Annotated in this window: 15 protein-coding genes; 11 read left to right on the top strand and 4 right to left on the bottom strand. The window is 39.0% G+C overall.

The features are described from left to right. Nucleotides 1-34 precede the first annotated feature (34 nt). The 9 genes from OD917_RS05575 (at nt 35) to OD917_RS05535 (ending at nt 9,036) form a co-directional block, all read left to right on the top strand. Nucleotides 35-1,045, top strand: a complete 1,011-nt coding sequence (locus OD917_RS05575) for an NAD-dependent epimerase/dehydratase family protein (protein ID WP_263522562.1) — start codon at nt 35-37, stop codon at nt 1,043-1,045. A 610-nt stretch (nt 1,046-1,655) separates the two neighbouring features. Next, nucleotides 1,656-3,266: an arylsulfatase gene (locus OD917_RS05570; RefSeq protein WP_162615005.1), complete on the top strand. Its 1,611-nt coding sequence runs from the start codon at nt 1,656-1,658 to the stop codon at nt 3,264-3,266. A 311-nt stretch (nt 3,267-3,577) separates the two neighbouring features. Next, nucleotides 3,578-4,273 (top strand): hypothetical protein, encoded by a 696-nt coding sequence (locus tag OD917_RS05565; RefSeq protein WP_263522561.1) that lies wholly within the window; start codon nt 3,578-3,580, stop codon nt 4,271-4,273. A gap of 255 nt (nt 4,274-4,528) precedes the next feature. Then, on the top strand, nt 4,529-4,909 hold the full coding sequence (locus OD917_RS05560; RefSeq protein ID WP_111289909.1) for a helix-turn-helix domain-containing protein: 381 nt from the start codon (nt 4,529-4,531) through the stop codon (nt 4,907-4,909). 630 nt (nt 4,910-5,539) lie between these two features. Next, a complete protein-coding gene (locus OD917_RS05555; protein ID WP_162615006.1) occupies nt 5,540-5,833 on the top strand; it encodes a carboxypeptidase-like regulatory domain-containing protein in 294 nt (97 codons plus the stop codon). 135 nt (nt 5,834-5,968) lie between these two features. Beyond that, nucleotides 5,969-6,541 carry an AAA family ATPase gene (locus tag OD917_RS05550; protein WP_204251699.1) on the top strand — a complete coding sequence of 191 codons (573 nt, stop codon included), beginning with the start codon at nt 5,969-5,971 and terminating at the stop codon, nt 6,539-6,541. Continuing rightward, complete coding sequence (locus OD917_RS05545) at nt 6,538-6,702, top strand: hypothetical protein (RefSeq protein WP_162614999.1); 165 nt, start codon at nt 6,538-6,540, stop codon at nt 6,700-6,702. The genes OD917_RS05550 and OD917_RS05545 overlap by 4 nt, the downstream gene beginning before the upstream one ends. Before the next feature lie 1,095 nt (nt 6,703-7,797). Then, complete coding sequence (locus tag OD917_RS05540) at nt 7,798-8,088, top strand: helix-turn-helix domain-containing protein (RefSeq protein ID WP_263522559.1); 291 nt, start codon at nt 7,798-7,800, stop codon at nt 8,086-8,088. A gap of 498 nt (nt 8,089-8,586) precedes the next feature. Then, the gene (locus OD917_RS05535) at nt 8,587-9,036 is read left to right on the top strand and encodes a response regulator (RefSeq protein WP_263522558.1); all 450 of its coding nucleotides are present in this window, start codon (nt 8,587-8,589) and stop codon (nt 9,034-9,036) included. Between the two features lie 108 nt (nt 9,037-9,144). Here OD917_RS05535 and OD917_RS05530 read toward each other — a convergent pair whose 3' ends face one another. The 4 genes from OD917_RS05530 to OD917_RS05515 all read right to left on the bottom strand — a co-directional run bounded on the left by OD917_RS05530 (nt 9,145) and on the right by OD917_RS05515 (nt 12,478). Beyond that, nucleotides 9,145-9,873, bottom strand: a complete 729-nt coding sequence (locus OD917_RS05530) for a superoxide dismutase (protein ID WP_263522557.1) — start codon at nt 9,871-9,873, stop codon at nt 9,145-9,147. Next, a complete protein-coding gene (locus OD917_RS05525) occupies nt 9,870-11,039 on the bottom strand; it encodes a chromate transporter (protein WP_263522556.1) in 1,170 nt (389 codons plus the stop codon). Before OD917_RS05525 ends, OD917_RS05530 begins: the two co-directional genes overlap by 4 nt. Nucleotides 11,040-11,053: 14 nt before the next feature. Beyond that, the gene (locus OD917_RS05520; RefSeq protein WP_263522555.1) at nt 11,054-11,452 is read right to left on the bottom strand and encodes a hypothetical protein; all 399 of its coding nucleotides are present in this window, start codon (nt 11,450-11,452) and stop codon (nt 11,054-11,056) included. 180 nt (nt 11,453-11,632) lie between these two features. Beyond that, complete coding sequence (locus OD917_RS05515) at nt 11,633-12,478, bottom strand: chromate resistance protein ChrB domain-containing protein (RefSeq protein ID WP_263522554.1); 846 nt, start codon at nt 12,476-12,478, stop codon at nt 11,633-11,635. Nucleotides 12,479-13,083: 605 nt separating this feature from the next. On the opposite strand from OD917_RS05515, the gene OD917_RS05510 reads away from it, so the two are divergent. Beyond that, nucleotides 13,084-14,538 (top strand): DUF1254 domain-containing protein, encoded by a 1,455-nt coding sequence (locus tag OD917_RS05510; RefSeq protein WP_263522553.1) that lies wholly within the window; start codon nt 13,084-13,086, stop codon nt 14,536-14,538. Nucleotides 14,539-14,553: 15 nt separating this feature from the next. Then, the gene (locus tag OD917_RS05505; protein ID WP_263522552.1) at nt 14,554-16,044 is read left to right on the top strand and encodes a DUF1254 domain-containing protein; all 1,491 of its coding nucleotides are present in this window, start codon (nt 14,554-14,556) and stop codon (nt 16,042-16,044) included. Nucleotides 16,045-16,925: the final 881 nt, after the last annotated feature.

Below are 16,925 nucleotides of genomic sequence, written 5' to 3'. Positions count from 1 at the left end.
GCAGAACTTTGCGCTATCATTTAAATTAAGATTCATGACAAATAAAAACTTAGTGCTGGTGTCAGGCGCCAATGGGCACTTAGGCAATAACCTGGTAAGACTGCTGATAAAAAAAGGATTTCAGGTTAGGGCTTCTGTCCGCGACATCAATAGTAAAGGCTGTTTTAAAGATCTGGACTGCGAAGTGGTTCAGGCCGATATTACGGATAAGGCTTCTTTCGTAAAGGCTCTTCGGGGTGTTGAGACATTTTATGCTGTAGGGGCCGCTTTCAAATTATGGGCAAAAGATCCTAAAAAGGAAATCTATGAAGTGAACATGGCCGGAATCCGCAACACAATAGCAGCAGCGGCGGAAGCCGGCGTAAAAAGGATTGTTTATGTGAGTTCCATTGCCGCGCTGGATTACACCCATCTCCCGACTAAAGAAAGCAATGGCTATAATCCCGATCGCAGGGATATGTACTATAACTCTAAAAATGATGGTGAAAAGCTGGCCTTTCAATTATCCAAAGAATTGGGCATTGAACTGGTGTCTGTAATGCCGGGCGCAATGATTGGAGGAGAGGCTTTTCTTCCCCTGAATGTTTCATACGGAGTGCTTAAGCTTATTTTAAACAGACAAATTCCGATGGACACCAGAATAACCTTAAATTGGGTGGACGTAAAAGACGTAGCCGAAGGCTGTCTTCTTGCTGCCCAGAAGGGGCGTTCAGGCGAACGCTACATTCTTGCCAATGAAAAATGCATGACCATTACAGATACCACAAAATTGGCTCAAAAAAATTATCCGGAACTGAAGCTCAAAATTCCTGGGTCTGTTCCTAAGTTCGTGCTATATGCAATCGCAGGCTTTATGGAGCTTTCAGCTAAAATAAGCGGCAAACCGCCGGTTATCACAACAAAAGATATTGCAATGTTCTCTGGATTGCAGCAGGATTTTGACATATCCAAATCCAGGAATGAATTAGGCTTCAATCCGAAAAATGCGGAACAGGCTGTAAAAGAAGCCTTGGCTTATCTTATGGAGCGCAGGAATTTGCTATAAATGGTTTTATTCTCTCAGATTCCCGATCAGCATCTTTAGCGGCAAGCCAGTGCTATTTTTTGCGATGTATTCAGGCCATGCAAAAGTCAGGGCCAATAGGCTCAAAAATAGCAGATGAAGGGAAAGCATAAAGCAGCAGCGGCCGCCGGTCCGGAAGAAGATTATAGAGGCAATGGATAAGGTCTCTGAAAACGGATTGGGTTTAAATGGGAAAATAACAGCGGTCTGGCTGTGATCATGGGGGGGTAGGATCGCAAGCATAAAAGCCAGCTCTTTATAAAAGAAAATTTCAGCAGCAATGGAAAGCTCTCAGAAATGAGGGCTTTTTTTATTTTTAGTTATTTAGTTTTAGATTGTTTTTATTTTATTGGAGTTTTTTAGTTTGATTTTGGCCGGTGAAAGCGGAGATGTTTAAAGTGTTTTGTGTATTTGAAAGCTGTCTTTTAATGCATCGAGCCTAAGCTTCTTAATTTACAGCTTCATTTTGGTCTGTTTATTTATGGTTTGATGTTTCATTTTATAAGATGAAACCATTTAAGGGACTGAATTGGAAGTATTTATGAGAATTGGTTTTTAATTTTATTGGATACTAATCCAATAAAACGCAATTATGAGACAGAAAGCCATATTGTTAGCCGCCGCTTTAAGCGCGCTTGCATTTTTTAATGCAGAGGCTCAGACTAAAAAGAAGCCTAATATTATAATGGTCATCTCAGACGATACCGGCTGGGGAGATTTGGGAGTTTACGGGGGAGGGGTTGGACGCGGAATGCCCACGCCCAATCTGGACCGGATGGCCAAGGAAGGGATGCAGTTCTGGTCCTTTTACGGACAGCCCAGCTGTACGCCAGGAAGGGCAGCGATGCTCACTGGGAGGATTCCCAATCGAAGCGGTATGACTACCGTTGCTTTCCAGGGACAGGGAGGCGGACTGCCTAAAGAGGAATGGACGCTGGCATCAGTTCTTAAAAAAGCCAATTATAAAACCTATTTTTCAGGTAAATGGCATTTAGGTGAAGCAGATTATTCAATGCCTATAGCACATGGTTTTGACAAAATGCAGAATGTGGTGCTTTACCATTTGAATGCCTATACCTATGCTTTCCAGTCTTGGAATCCAGAGATGTCTCCAGAGATGCTGGAACTTTTCAAAAAAGTGACCACAGGCATACTTGAAGGCGAGGCAGGCGGAAAAGCCCGCGAGGTAAGCAAGGTGACCGAAGAGAATATAGCTGAGCTTGATATGATGATGGTGGAGAACAACTTAAAGCAGCTGGATGAATACGGAAAAAGCAAAGAGCCATTTTTTATGTGCATCAATTTTGCCAAAAACCATCAGCCCAACCTTCCTTCCAAGCAATTTGTCGGCAAATCTCCGGGCAAAAGCAAATATTCGGATGCTGTAGTGGAGATGGACTACAATGTGGGCCGAATTATGGATAAGATCCGTTCTTTGGGCATTGCCGAAAATACCATTGTTATCTACACGGTAGATAATGGCGCGTGGCAGGACGTGCATCCCGATTCTGGATATACCCCTTTCAGAGGCACTAAAGGAACAGACAGGGAAGGCGGCAGCCGCGTGCCCGCAATTGCCTGGTGGCCGGGACAGATTGAAGCGGGAAGCCAAAGCCATGATATTGTCGGAGGGCTTGATCTTATGGCAACATTTGCAAGCCTTGCCGGAGTGGAGCTTCCTAAAAAGGACAGGGCGGGAGCTGATATGGTCTTTGACAGCTATGATATGTCAAATGTGCTGTTTAAGAAGGGAACGCCGCTTCGCGATAGGTGGTTTTATTTTACTGAGGCTGAATTATCGCCGGGAGCTGTGCGTATCGGAAAATTCAAAGCGGTATTCAATACCCGTGGAGATAATGGCGCTATTGCAGGTAGTGACGCTCCTGGACAGCAGCTTGGCTGGAGAGGAGATGAAACCTATGTGGCGACAGTTCCGGCTATCTATAACCTGTGGCAGGATCCCCAAGAGCGCTATGATCTGTTTATGAACAGCTGGACAGAGAAGACATGGACGGCTATAATTTTTAATCAGGCCATTGCCGATCTGATGAAAACTTATGCCCAGATACCACCAAGAGCGCCTCAGAGCGAAACTTTTACCGGAGAGATGCAGATTGAACGATACAGGACTATCGAACAGGTGAAAAAAATGATGAACGAAAAGAAGGTGAATCTCCCGCCGCTGAGCGTAGACCCTAAATAATCGGATATTCAGCTTTTCATATTGCAAGAGACGGCCTAGCCGTCTCTTTTCATTTTCTGCAGAAAAAACATTCTTTCTTTCTTTCTTTCTTTCTTTCTTTCTTTCTTTCTTTCTTTCTTTCAGTTATTGATTCTCTTTTATATTTTTTTATTCTGTTTTGGCCGCTGAGGGAATGCTTTTGAGAAAAATTAGGACAATAAGGTTTCAGATTATAAAGTGAAACCAAAACGGGAATCATTTTCAATAATTTTCAGCACAAAGCGCTTAATTTTGGATGCAGCTGCAAATCTGCTGTTTAATAGCCTTAAAATATGATCGAATTACAGACGGCCGTTTTTTTTACTCACAGCGATATCGATTCAGAACGCCAAAGGGTGCAGCATTTTCAGGGATTCAGAAAATCTGCCGTGCTTTCTGAATTTCTGAGGTTCATTGTAAATGAAACAATGCTTGAAAGAGCCGGGTGCATTAAGGAATATGCAATTGCTGTGAATGCATTGAAATGTCCGGCTTCTTTTAACGGCAGCAATGCCATTGTCAGAACCCACGCAGTAAGGCTCAGAAAACTGCTGGGCCTATATTATCAGGCAGAAGGAAAGTATAATGATCTGCGGATAGAAGTGCCGTTAGGAGGCTATATTCCGGTTTTTAAAGCTCGTGAGGCTGCTATTTGCAATGCCATCAGTGATACTGATGGCGGGCTGACCCCAGCAGTATTCCCGTTAAAAGCTCTCTGCGCTGATTCCCATGCATCTATTCAGGCTTCTTTTCTAATGCAAGAGCTCAGTGCGCAGCTTTCAGTTTACAGTGGCACTGCTGTACTAGGATGCCATCTGGCCGAAATCCTGAGAATATATGAGAAAAATGCTTCAAAGGCGGCATCTGCTGCAGACCTCTGTATCAGCAGCAGCTTTGCGGCATCGGAATCACAGTTAGTCCAGTCGGTTTATACTAGCCTCATTAAATATGGATACATTTCCAGCATACGATCCAGATTGTTGAGCTGAGATCTTAAGCTGTAAAACGGTTTTATTCTTGAGGCATTAATTAGCTTTGGATCATTTAGAGAATCTACAATGGAATGCTGGTCTGTTTTTTATTAAATTAAAGTAGGAACCTGAATTTATGGCTTAAAGATCGGAGGGATGCATCAGGAACTCCGCTAATGCCGGATTTATATCTGGTTTTTAGATGGTGCCTGCCACTGTAAAAAATATGTGCTTTATTATTTAATTGAAAATAATTTTAAAAAAATTAAACGTATGGGTAATATATTTCACAAATTAAGAAAGGAAGAAAAAGAAGAATGTTTAGCAGCAATAGAATTTTTTACAAATTCTAAAAAACTTTTTTTAAATAAAGATTTATGCCTGGCCCAGCTATCAGAAGAAACAGGAATCACAGTTCATAAGATTTCTTATCTTATCAATGCAGAGTTTGGCCTCAATTTTAATGACTACATAAATTTAAAAAGAATTCAGTATTTGATAGAAAATCTAAATGAACCTATGCTAAAGGATCTTTCTATTGAGAAAATCTCGTCTGCCTGCGGATTTGGCTGCCGAACAAGCTGTTTTAGGGCATTTCGTAAACATAAAGGTACATCTCTATCAAATTTTTTAAATAGAATCTCCAAAATCTAATGCGATCTTTGAATTATTTGTTCTTTAATATTTTATGGAAACAGATCAATTTATGGCCTCAGGTGGACAGCAGCAAATAGTGCAGATGTGCAATCTGTTTGTAAAAATAATAATAATTGAAAATTAAAAAATAAAGGCTTGCAAAGATTTAAGTATGGTTAGTTAGTTATATGTTTTTTTTTCTCAGACTTATTTTTATTTTTGGTTTTGGCCGGTGAGAGGGGAATTGGTTGGAGCAGGTTTGTTTTTTGGAATTGGATTTTTATGATGCTTCCGCTTCGCTGTCTTCAGATATTGCAAAGAAAATAGTACTGCAATATTTTAACCTTAATCTTGTAATGTTAACTCCTGATTATTTTCGGTGCTGTTCCCAACCTTTTACGTTAATTGATCATCTATTGGAGTAGGGATGGGCAGCGAAACATGGCATTCGTTTTTAAAAATGCTATTCCTCTTCTGCTAAAATGGATTGGCTCAGAAGAAATACCGTTTTACCCATCTAATAATATTAATTGAAAAAATATGTGGCAAATGAGATTTAGATTCTGGCTGTCGTGCTGTCTTTTATGCATTTTCGCATCGTGCGCGACTCAAAAAGATTCAAAATCCGGCATTAAAATTACTAAAACAGTGAGTGGAATTGTAATGGATGAAAATGGTCCGTTGCCAGGTGCCACTATAATCGTGAAAAATGAGAGAAAGGGGACTTATGCAGACATGGATGGAAAATTTGAAATCAGCATTAATGAAAATGACACATTAGTTGTAGGCTTTATAGGTTTAGAATCCAAAGAAGTTGCCATTACCTCTAAAGATTGCTATGAAGTGCATTTAGAGGCTTTTAAGCCTATTGAAAGCCGTAAGCAAAAAAGAAGAATAAGACGGGAGATGCGGAAAAACGGATATTATATCTATCCGGATTAGTACAGGCAGCCTATAGCCCCTGTTTGGCAGCATGGGTAATTTATAACTGAACAAATCGGTTCAGTTCTGTTTCTGCGGCACTCTTTTTAAAACCATTAGGCAGGGAATTGGGCTGAAATTCTTATCTTTGTAATAATGGATAAAAATCTCTATATAATAGCTGGCTGTAATGGTGCGGGTAAAACTACAGCTTCATTTACAATTCTTCCTGAGATATTACAATGCAAAGAGTTTGTAAATGCGGACGAAATTGCCAAAGGTCTTTCTCCTTTCCAGCCTGAAAAGGCCGCCTTTGAATCGGGAAGGATAATGCTTCACAGAATAAAGGAATTATTAGCCAATAATGAGGTCTTTGCTTTCGAAACTACCTTAGCGACAAAAAGCTATAAACAGAAAGTAATTGCGGCTCAGGAAAAAGGCTATAAAGTAGTGCTTTTATTTTTTTGGCTGGATAGTGTCGACCTGGCTATCGAGAGGGTGAGGACAAGAGTTCAGGAAGGAGGGCATAACATTGAAACCGATGTTATTAGACGCAGGTATAAAAACGGAATAAATAATTTATTCGATATATATCTGCCAATAGTCAATGAGGCATTGATTTTTGACAATACAGCCGTAAAAGCTGAATTGATAGCACAAAAGACATTAGGCAATCCAATTGAGATTATAAATAAAATCAAGTTAGATAGACTCAAAAATAACAGATGATGGGAGAACATAAAACAACAACGACACCGACTCAGAAAAAGATCATAGAGGCAATGGATAAGGTTTCTGAAAAATTAATTGAGTTTAAAAAGAAGAATAACAGCGATTTAGTGGTTATGAAGGATGGTAAGATCATAAGGATAAAAGCCAGTTCTTTATAAAAACAGTATTTTACTAAAACTTGAAAGCTCTCAGAAATGAGGGCTTTCTTTCTTTCTTTCTTTCTTTCTTTCTTTCTTTCTTTCTTTCTTTCTTCTTTCTTTCTTCTTTCTTCTTTCTTTCTTCTTTCTTCTTTCTTTCTTTCTTTTCTTCTTTCTAAAGATGTTTCTGATTATGATTTTGACCGGTGACGGTAAAATTGATTGGGTTAGGGAATCTGTTTAGAAGGACAGGCTGTTTAAAAGTTAGTTAGTTAGTTAGTTAGTTAGTTAGTTAGTTAGTTAGTTATGTTTGTGTTTTTTTTTCTTCAAGATTGTTTTTAATTGTTGTTTTGGCCGGCTATAGGTAAGTTAGCTAGAGTGGAGCGTTAATTTTAAAGGTTTCTTTGAGATCCTTAGAAGAAAACGAGAGGGGCAAGCAAAATATTTGTATTATAATTTTATGCTGTTATACTATTTTTCCATTCTTTGCAAGAACGAGCTCTAAAGTTTAAAATGCTGAAATAGGCTTAAAATTGCCTTAGTATTTTGTGGCATAAAATTAGTAAGTCCAAAATAATTTCCATCAATATGCCGCTTGCAAGTGCTTCATTTTTGCAAAATCTGGGTGCAGATTATAATTTGCAACATCAAACGGTTTGATTTTAAGTTATTTGCGGTGTTGATATGTTAATTTAGTGCGATGTAAATATTGTAACTATGAAACAAAATGCCTTATCAATAGTTTTAACTAGTTTATTGCTGCTGTGAATTTTCAACACACAAGCATAGTCCAAAAAGAAACCTAACATTATAATGCTGGTTTACGGTGATAAAGGATGGGGCGATCTTGGAGCGTCTGGCGGAATGCATATATATAACCTGAGGTTTTATGGCTTACAGCCTCTGATGGTTATCTTGGAAATTCTTCTAATTTTGAATTTGGATTAGGATTTAGATGGTATCTGCCAATGTAGAATCTGTCTAACTGGCAGTATTAGATTGAAATAATTTTAAAAAAATAAGCATATGGGGAATATGTTTCGCAAACTAACAAAGGTAGAAAAAGAAGAATGCTTGGTAAGAATAGAATTTATCACGAATTCCAAAAGACTTTTTTTGAATAAAGATTTCTGCCTGGCCCAGCTGTCGGAAGAAACAGGAATTACCGGGCATAAAATTTCTTATCTGATTAATGCAGAGTTTGGGTTAAATTTTAATGATTATGTAAATTTAAAAAGAATTCAATACTTGCTGGAAAATATAAATGACCCCGTATTCAAGAATCTATCTATTGAAAAAATGTCGCTTATCTGCGGATTTGGTTCCCGGGCAAGCTGTTTTAGGGCATTGCGCAAACATAAGGGCAAATCTTTAAAACATTTTAAAATAAGCTCGCACCTTTCATAATATTTCTTTAGTTGAGTTGGATCAGAGATAAATCAATTTTAAAGGCTCGGCAGAGCGGCAATAAATCTGGCTGCGAGTCAGTTAATTTGCAACTGTTTCATGGAAAGGGTTCTAATTTTATTTAATGCAGTATTACAAGTTCTTGCATAATCTAGCAGTCATCTTTTTATTTTTAGTATTATTTTGGCCAGATGGCATATCGTTAATCAGACAGTAAGTTTATTTAAATGGATAAAGTATTAAAAAGTTAATTAGTTAGTTTTCTTTTAGATTTTCAGGCTGGCGCTGAAGAATGTCTGGATTTTTCCAAACGGGCATTTTGGGCCACAAGAATGATCTTTTTTTAAAGCTTTTTCTTTCAAAGAAAAAAAAGAATTATCTTTACAGTCACCACCAAAAAAAGTGTAATTCTATTTTCAATTTTAAGACCTAAGTTTTTTTTGCTAACCGTTGCGGTTTTTGGAGCTATTTCATGGCCGCACTATAAATTTAAAAGTTATGTCACAAAAGCGAAATTGGGAGAAAATTATCTATCTGGCAGAAGATGATGAAGATGACAGGCTGCTTTTTTTTGACGCTGTGCAGGATTTAGAGCTGCCGGCAGCTGTCAAGGCCGCCTGCGACGGGCAGGAACTGCTCAATATGCTCGATAAGACTGCAGAGCGCCTGCCCGACATGATTTTTCTGGATATCAATATGCCTATCAAAAACGGCTTTGACTGCCTGGAGAAAATCAGAAGTAGGGAAGATGCTTTGAAGGAAGTAAGGATCATTATGCTCTCCACCAGCAAAAGCCCCGATAATATCGAGCTCTGCTATAAGCTTGGCGCTGATTTCTATGCTGTAAAACCAAGCAGCTTTCAGGGGCTGAAGGACCTGCTCCAAAAAGTATTTGAAATGGAATGGGGCAGTTTTCAAAAAAGCAGCAGCAAATTTCTGCTTGCCTAGACAGAAAATCTTATCGCAATTGTCGGAACGTCAAGACTAACGGTTCGGAAAATCCGGTAGTCTTTCAAAGTAGTGATATGGAAATTTCAAATCTTAAATACAGAAACTTTATAGCGTTAACTTTTCTGCGTCATTAAGTCTTTGTGCGACATTGTCCCAGTTTATAATATTGAATAGCGCATCGACAAAATCGGTACGTTTATTTTTATATTTTAAATAATATGCGTGTTCCCAGACATCAATTACTAAAATAGGAACGGCGCCCCATTGGGTAAGTTTTTCATGATTTTCGCATTGAAGCACCACAAGACTGTCACTGTAAGGCTGATAGGCTAATATTCCCCATCCGTTTCCGTCGACATTTTTTGAAGTGGCTGCGATGAGGACTTTTAATTTATCAAAACTGCCAAAACTTTTCTCGATCCTTTTAAGAAGATTGCCTGAAGGCACATTGGGCTTATTGGTAAGATTGGTCCAAAAAATAGAATGCAGGATGTGGGATGAGAAATGGTAGGATAGTTTTTTAGTCCAGAAATCAACCGTTTCCAGATTGTTTTCGTCCAGGGCTTTTTTTATCATCTGAAGATCTTTATTGGCTCCTTTTACTGCGCCGCCATGATGAAAAGTATAATGCAGATGAAGTGTTTCTGCATCCATATAGGGCTCCAGGAAATTCTCGTTATAAGGCAATGTCTGCTGAATATAATTTCCATTAGAATCTACTAATTTATCAATAGTATTATCTGCTAAATTTGCCGCAAAGGCATTTGAAGTTGGAAGTACAAAAGCTGCTGCTCCAAATAATGTTCCGGATTTTAGAAAGTCTTTTCTGTTCATATTATAGTCAATTTAATGATTATGCCTGCAATTGCTGCCACCAAAATTATATACGGCTCCTGAATTTTCTTTATATAAAGTAAAGCAAAAATACTGGCAATTGCTATTAATGCTGTTGGAATATCGATTACACTTCTTTTGGCAATTACAATCACTGATCCTACAAGTGCCCCTATTACCGCAGCAGTAATACCTTCAACAAAAGCTTTGACCGGTTTGTTTTGCGCTATTTTTTTAAAGTAAGGCGCCATTACAATGGTAAAGAGATAGCAGGGAAGAAAAGTGGCCAGTGCAGCTACCAATGCCCCTAAAAAACCATTGATCAGATAACCAATAAATCCAACTGTAATTACAACAGGCCCGGGTGTAATCATTGCTACTGCAACTGAATCCAAAAATTGCTGTTCGGTCAGCCATTGATTTTCAATTACAACCCCTGAATGCAGAAAAGGAACAATGGCAAGACCGCTTCCAAAAACAAATGTGCCAGCTTTGGCAAAGAATAGGGCAATTTTTGTCAGTGTCGCGCTTTCATAATTCCAAAAGCCTGCCAATAAAAAAAAGCTTGAATTTACTGTTTTGGAATTCCACCATTTAGGAGGCGCTTTTATAATCATATATAAAAGTCCGGCAGCTACAAATAGCAGTACCTGTTCCTGCTCAGTAATATAAGTGATAATGATCGCAAAAATAAAAAACATCCATAAAATCCATTTGGATTTAAAAGATTCGAGGTTAAACTTCCCAATAGATTTAATGGTAAGTTTATAGGAGCTCAACGCAATTATTCCAATTACTGCCGCACCGACTCCGTAAAATACTGCCTGAATCCAGGATAATCCTCCATACAATTTATAAACGATTCCAAGTAAAATTACCATTATGAATGAAGGCAGGATAAATGCAAAACCGATCAAGGTAGCTCCAAGAAAGCGGTAATGCACAAAACCCAGATAAATGCCAAGCTGGGCAGCAAGAGGACCGGGAGCAAGCTGCGCCAGTGCAAGGCCTTCGCGGTATTCATCCTCAGAAATCCATTTTCTGTTTTCTACCAGATCCTTATGCATGTAACCAACTAAAGCAACAGGTCCGCCAAAGCCAATTGTGCCCAGTTTCAAAAAATAAAGTGTAAGTTCTCTTAACGTATATTTTGGTTTTTCGTTCATGATTTCTCGGGTATTTAAAATGCAATTCCCAATTGAAATCCTACTGTAAAAGAAGCCGGATGATCATTTCCAAAACGTACAGGCAGCGGCACTGCAACAAAGTAGCTGCAGTTTTTGCTTTTAATTATTGTTTTGTTCAGAACAGGAGTAAAACCATATCTGCCTGATGATTCAAAAGCGGCTCGGCCGGCAAACGTGTATCCATTTCCCAAAGCCACAAGGACTCCGGGATGAAAAAGTAAATTAGTTACTTTGTCCGTTCCATTATCATCTTTGATATTTGGGACAACCTCAAAGGAAAAACCAATTTTTTCACTTTTCCAGATATTAATGCCAGTTGGAAAACCTACGGCATAGTAATCTCTGAAGTTTACGGCAGTTTCATCACTATTAAAGGTAACTATAGGGTGCATAATTCCAAAGTAGCCCGTAATTTTCGGATATGCGGTTTGAGATGAGGCTGTTATGCAACTGAGGAGTGCAATAAAAAGTAATGTGTATTTAATTGACATGGTTTTGTTTTAAGTTATAGAAACAAAATTACCATGACAGTATTTCTAAAAATAGAACGGTTTTTACATTTTGTATATTGATTACTTTTTTTGGATTTTTTTGCGGTAAGAGGACGGATTTTTTCCAGTCTGTGCTTTGAATATCCTGTTGAAATGACTCTGGTCCGAAAAACCTGTCATATACGCAATTTCAGTCAGGGTATAAGAGGTGCTTTCTATAAGATTTATGGCTTTTTCAATTCTTTGTTTTCGTACGTAATCCCCAAAATTCAAGTCCTCGAAATATTTAGAAAATTCCCTTGAAAGGTAGGATGGGTTCAAGTCGAGCTCTCCTGATATTTTCTTCAGGTCAAAGGTGAACTGGGCATCAATCTGATCCTGAATCAGATGTTTTAGATCTTTTACCCAGAGCGGTGTTTTTCCTGCGGTTTTTTTGTCTCTCAGAAATTTGCTGTAAACCTCATGGAGCAGGTTTTCAAAAGGACTGTTCTGCAGGTGTTTCTGTTTATATAAATGAGTGGCCCAGCTGTAAAGGGCATCATAGAGTACCATCCCTGTCTCAAGCAGTTTATGGTCATCAGTGATATTGTGGGATAGTCCTGCTGAAATAGCCCAGAGCCCTGCAGATTCTACAGCAATATCATGTCGGTCAGTATCGGCACCACGCACAATTGATGCAATTATCAAAACGGCCGGATCATCGATCTTGTGTTTTTTAATAATGTAATCAAAGGTGCACTGATCCTGATAATGGGTGTATTCTACATTAGGGATGTCAAAAGCAATGGCATTAAACTCCGCCGCCTTTTCAAGCACCTGTTCAAATGGCACATAAATGAATTCTGCTTTTGGGTCTACAAACTTTCTGATAAGCCATGGACATGCAATACGGTCTATTTTTGGTCTTTCTCTTGTGATCCAATTCATAAATCAGCAGTTTTTTGCTATACTGCTAAAGTACATAATTTTTACTTTTTAGTCGCTGTTTTTAGTATTGGCACTACAATTGAAAAATGAGGACGAGAACAGGAAAAAATGAAACTTTCCTTCCGAGTCTTGTAAAAAATATAAATCTAATTACACTTACCATATTCTTAAATTATAGTTAAAATAAATCTACTAATTTTTTTAATAGGAGAGTTTGCAGGGCTTTACAGAAGGTTTATGTCCTGTTGAGTTAACCATATCAGATTTACAAACCACTAATTTTTATAAGTTAAAGTGGGTTAAATTGAGCAAAACAGACATAAAGAAGAAAGCCAATTTTGATATCATATTCTGCAGTTTTTTTCGATTTAACATTGAAAAAAAGTGAATGAAAATAAAAGTTGTAAGAATTTTAATTATTTTTATATAATTATCTGATATCTAATGCTATAGTTTGTGTGCTCAAAGAATTCATACAGTTAAGTATTTTAATTGCCACATTAGAGGCATTTTTTGTTTAATGGCACTATTTAATAGCGGTCTTTTTTCTTATAAAGGCTGGATAACTAAAGAAGAAGATTTATAACTGCAAAATATGATATATCATGAAAAAAAGTCTCTTTGTTTTTTCATCTATGCTGCTATTGATGGCATGCAATCAAACACCATCAACAAATTCTCTTGAAAAAGCCAATATTGAGGATGCCGTTTCTGCAGAATTCAAGCCTGCCAGCATCAGGGAGCAGATTATTTACCAGCGCGCAATTGAAGCATTCATATGGGGAATGCCAGCCGTTAATTATGACCTTATGCTTCAGGCAATGCTGAGCAGCACCAAAGGAAAACAAAACGAGGTCATATTTTGGTCAAAACCCGTAGACTGGCATAATCAAACGCTAACGCCAAATCCTGATGCGATTTATTTTATGTTTTTTTTCAATACAAAAGACGCCGGGCCAATAGTGATAGATGTTCCTGCAGCAAAAAATGGATCATTTGCTGCTAATATTGACAATATCTGGCAGATGCCCCTTGAAGATGCAGGTCCTTACGGAGCAGACAAAGGCGCAGGCGGCAGGTATCTGATACTGCCGCCTGACTATAAGGAAAATATTCCTAAGGGATACATCGTACTGAAAGCCGATACCTATGAGGGTTATGGATTGTTCCGCTCCAACCTGCCCAGCCACAGTGATGCCGATGTACAGAAAGCCGTCAGCTACGGCAGACAGCTGAAGCTATATCCTCTTTCTGAGGCTAAAAACCCCGGTGAAACAAAATATACAGATGTGAAAGATATCGTCTATAATTCTGTTATACCCTATAATAGCCAATTTTTTACCTCTCTAAACCGTATTGTGCAAAGCCAGCCTATGCTGGTGCGCGATAAGGCAATGATTGATAAACTAAAAAGCATTGGCATTGAAAAGGGGAAACCATATAATCCTGATACACGTACAACTGAGATTCTGAATGCGGCGGCAAAAGGCGCGCATGAATATTTGGAAGCAATGCTAGATAAAGGCTTCCCTCCGATAAATCCTGATGCAAAGTGGGCTGTTCCCGCAATGCCGGAACTCGTTAAGGCGGGGTCTTCCGGATATGCAGAATCGGATATTTATCCTGTTGATGCCCGTGCATTGACCTATTCGATCGGTTATGTAGGCATAAAACGTCTGGGGACAGCGCAGATATATCTTATTGCGGGAAAAGACAAGGAAGGCCAGGCGCTTGATGGCGGTAAAACCTATATTCTCCATGTGCCTGCAAATGTGCCCACCAGGCAATACTGGTCGGCAACAGCCTATGACCGGTCCACACATGGGCTCATCAAAAATTTATCGCGCGCAAGCAGGGCGTCAAATGCAGCGGAGATCCAAAAGAACACTGACGGCTCGGTCGATATTTTCTTCGGCCCAAAATCCCCTGCAGGCAAGGAGTCAAATTGGATCCCAACGGACCCTAAAGGGAAATTTGAAGTATTATTCAGGCTTTACGGCCCGGAAAAGCCCTTTTTTGACAGGGTATGGAAACTTGGAGATATAGAAGAGGTTAAATAATCAACTGCTAAACTTATGGAAAAGAAACTCATCTGCGTGATTTTGATTGCGGCCTTGACGGCATGCAACCAAAATAAAAACAGTGATGCGGAAGCATCAAATTCTACAGGAATTGACAGTGTTACTTCAACTCAAGCATCACGTTCCTTGCCAGCAGGGCCCGACAAAAATGTAAAAATTACTCAAGAGTATGCCGCTTTGGCGGCTAAAGATGCCTATTTTTGGGCATGGCCGCTGGTAAATATGTACAACCGCCGAATGGCTTTCAAGGATGTAAAAGAGCTGGCCTTGTCCGGGCCTCTGCTTATGGCTCCGCTCAATCAGTTTACCATGCTTACCGATTATGTGATACCTACGGAACGTGCCATAGCCTGCCCGAACCAGGATGTGGTTTACGGTATTGGATGCCTTGCTTTGGACCAATCGCCCGTTGTGGTGCAAGTGCCTGATTTTGGCAAACGCTTTTGGGTCTACCAGATAGTTGACCTGCGCACCGAAAGTTTCGCAAAATTGGGAAAGATGTACGACAATAAGCCGGGATTTTATTTATTGGCAGGACCGGGCTGGAAAGGAGAGGTGCCTAAGGGAATAATAAAAGTTTTCCGCTCATCCACTAATACTGGACTGGTGGGCCCCCGTGTTTTTCTGGATGACACAAAAGAAGACCGAAAAGCAATTCAAAAGGTATTGAAATCGGTCGTAATGTATCCCTTGTCGAATTATGACGGCAAAATGAAAACCGTAGATTGGGCCAATATCAAAAAGCTTCCCGGAGGCAGCTCAGGGAAAGAAGAAGCGGTATGGGTAAACCCCCAGACATTCTTTGACGACCTGCCTGTTGTGCTGGCAGATGCAAAGCCATTGCCAGGCGAAGAGGCGAAATACAAGCAGATCCTAGCGGTAATGGAAGCCGCCAGGAAAGACCCAAAACTGAAACAGGCGATGATCGATGCAGCTGTTGAGACTGAGCATCAGGTAATAAAGCCTTTGTTTGAATTCCGCAACTGGGGGATCCAATTGCCGTTTCACTGGTCAGGGGTAACCAATGGAGCGTCGTGGGGAACGGATTATTTTACGCGAACTGCGGTTGCCAAATCCAATATCCTGGTCAATGCCCCTAATGAAACACGCTATTTCTATCAGGATCTTGATTCGGAAGGCGTCCGATTGAACAGCTCGAACAAATATAAAATTACTTTTGCCAAAGGGCAGCTGCCGCCAGTGAATGGATTTTGGTCCCTTACATTATATAACGAGCACCACTTTTTTGAAATCAACAAGCTCAACAGATATTCATTGGGGACAAAGAACAAGGCAATGGCTTACAATTCGGACGGTTCGCTCACGATTTATGTCCAGTCTACGCCAACTGAGGCAAACAGGCAAAACAACTGGCTTCCTGCAGTCGAAAAGGGGGATTTTTCACTTTATCTCCGCACTTACTGGCCAAAAGAGGAGGTGGTAAAAGGAAAATGGACTCCGCCAGCGGTGATAAAAGTTAAATGAGAATTCCTTAGAGCTTTTTTTGATATTCGTTTGGCGTGATTTTGCCGCGAACTTTTCATGCCTTTTGCCTTTTTGCAGTTCCGCCGAATGGCATTTGGAATTACATTATAATATTGGCAGTGTTGCACGTTAGGCGTTTTTATGATTTAACCGCTTAACTGGATGAAAAAGAAGATTAAGTTTTAATCATTGGATAGAACAGGAGACGGCCATCGGATCGTCTCTTTTTTTTGCCTTTAAGTAAGCCTTAAAATGCTTTGGTTGAACCTTAGTGTTTTAAATTGGGCTATGGAAATAAAATGCAATTTTAGCAATGGCAAATGCATAAAAAATGGTTTTCAATCTAAAGGGAATCAGTATTACAAATGTTGTTTTTTGCCTGATGAGGGGGATAGGGCTAGAGCGTTTTTTTTATTTAAAGGGGAGGGGAGATTATTAAATTCTCTTTTAAGTTTTTAGTTAGTTAGTTAGTTAGTTAGTTAGTTAGTTAGTTAGTTAGTTAGTTATGTGTTTTTTCTTCTCTTTTAGATTGTTTTTTAGTTTTTGTTTTGGCCAGTGAGGTTGAAAAAAGCAATGATAAAAGGTATCAGCTCCACTTTCTTTCTTTTAATAAAGTGATTGATTTTGTTTTTATAATTTTTGTAGGTGTAGTGTAAAATCAAAAGTTATATAATTGAACAAAATAGAAGACGGTTCCAATTTCGTACTGTATATAAAATCCTGATCTTTTTTTAATGTATTATAGGTTACTATTTTTGATTTTATCTTTTAATGCATTAATCAAACTAATGTATTATTATTTTGCAAATTCTCTTGATCAGAATAATGATAAAATTATGTGTTTTCATTATTAAAACTTAAAAGTTTAATTTTATCTTTAC

The organism is Flavobacterium sp. SH_e (assembly GCF_025717045.1).
Lineage (GTDB): Bacteria > Bacteroidota > Bacteroidia > Flavobacteriales > Flavobacteriaceae > Flavobacterium.
Note: the sequence above shows the minus strand (reverse complement) of the source record. Positions and strands in the feature narration are given on the sequence as shown.

What these genes read in the sequence shown, in the direction of transcription:
- OD917_RS05575 (WP_263522562.1), top strand. Translation starts at nt 35, where the DNA reads ATGACAAATAAAAACTTAGTGCTGGTGTCAGGCGCCAATGGGCACTTA.
- OD917_RS05570 (WP_162615005.1), top strand. Translation starts at nt 1,656, where the DNA reads ATGAGACAGAAAGCCATATTGTTAGCCGCCGCTTTAAGCGCGCTTGCA.
- OD917_RS05565 (WP_263522561.1), top strand. Translation starts at nt 3,578, where the DNA reads ATGATCGAATTACAGACGGCCGTTTTTTTTACTCACAGCGATATCGAT.
- OD917_RS05560 (WP_111289909.1), top strand. Translation starts at nt 4,529, where the DNA reads ATGGGTAATATATTTCACAAATTAAGAAAGGAAGAAAAAGAAGAATGT.
- OD917_RS05550 (WP_204251699.1), top strand. Translation starts at nt 5,969, where the DNA reads ATGGATAAAAATCTCTATATAATAGCTGGCTGTAATGGTGCGGGTAAA.
- OD917_RS05545 (WP_162614999.1), top strand. Translation starts at nt 6,538, where the DNA reads ATGATGGGAGAACATAAAACAACAACGACACCGACTCAGAAAAAGATC.
- OD917_RS05535 (WP_263522558.1), top strand. Translation starts at nt 8,587, where the DNA reads ATGTCACAAAAGCGAAATTGGGAGAAAATTATCTATCTGGCAGAAGAT.
- OD917_RS05530 (WP_263522557.1), bottom strand. Translation starts at nt 9,873, where the DNA reads ATGAACAGAAAAGACTTTCTAAAATCCGGAACATTATTTGGAGCAGCA.
- OD917_RS05525 (WP_263522556.1), bottom strand. Translation starts at nt 11,039, where the DNA reads ATGAACGAAAAACCAAAATATACGTTAAGAGAACTTACACTTTATTTT.
- OD917_RS05520 (WP_263522555.1), bottom strand. Translation starts at nt 11,452, where the DNA reads ATGCACCCTATAGTTACCTTTAATAGTGATGAAACTGCCGTAAACTTC.
- OD917_RS05515 (WP_263522554.1), bottom strand. Translation starts at nt 12,478, where the DNA reads ATGAATTGGATCACAAGAGAAAGACCAAAAATAGACCGTATTGCATGT.
- OD917_RS05510 (WP_263522553.1), top strand. Translation starts at nt 13,084, where the DNA reads ATGAAAAAAAGTCTCTTTGTTTTTTCATCTATGCTGCTATTGATGGCA.
- OD917_RS05505 (WP_263522552.1), top strand. Translation starts at nt 14,554, where the DNA reads ATGGAAAAGAAACTCATCTGCGTGATTTTGATTGCGGCCTTGACGGCA.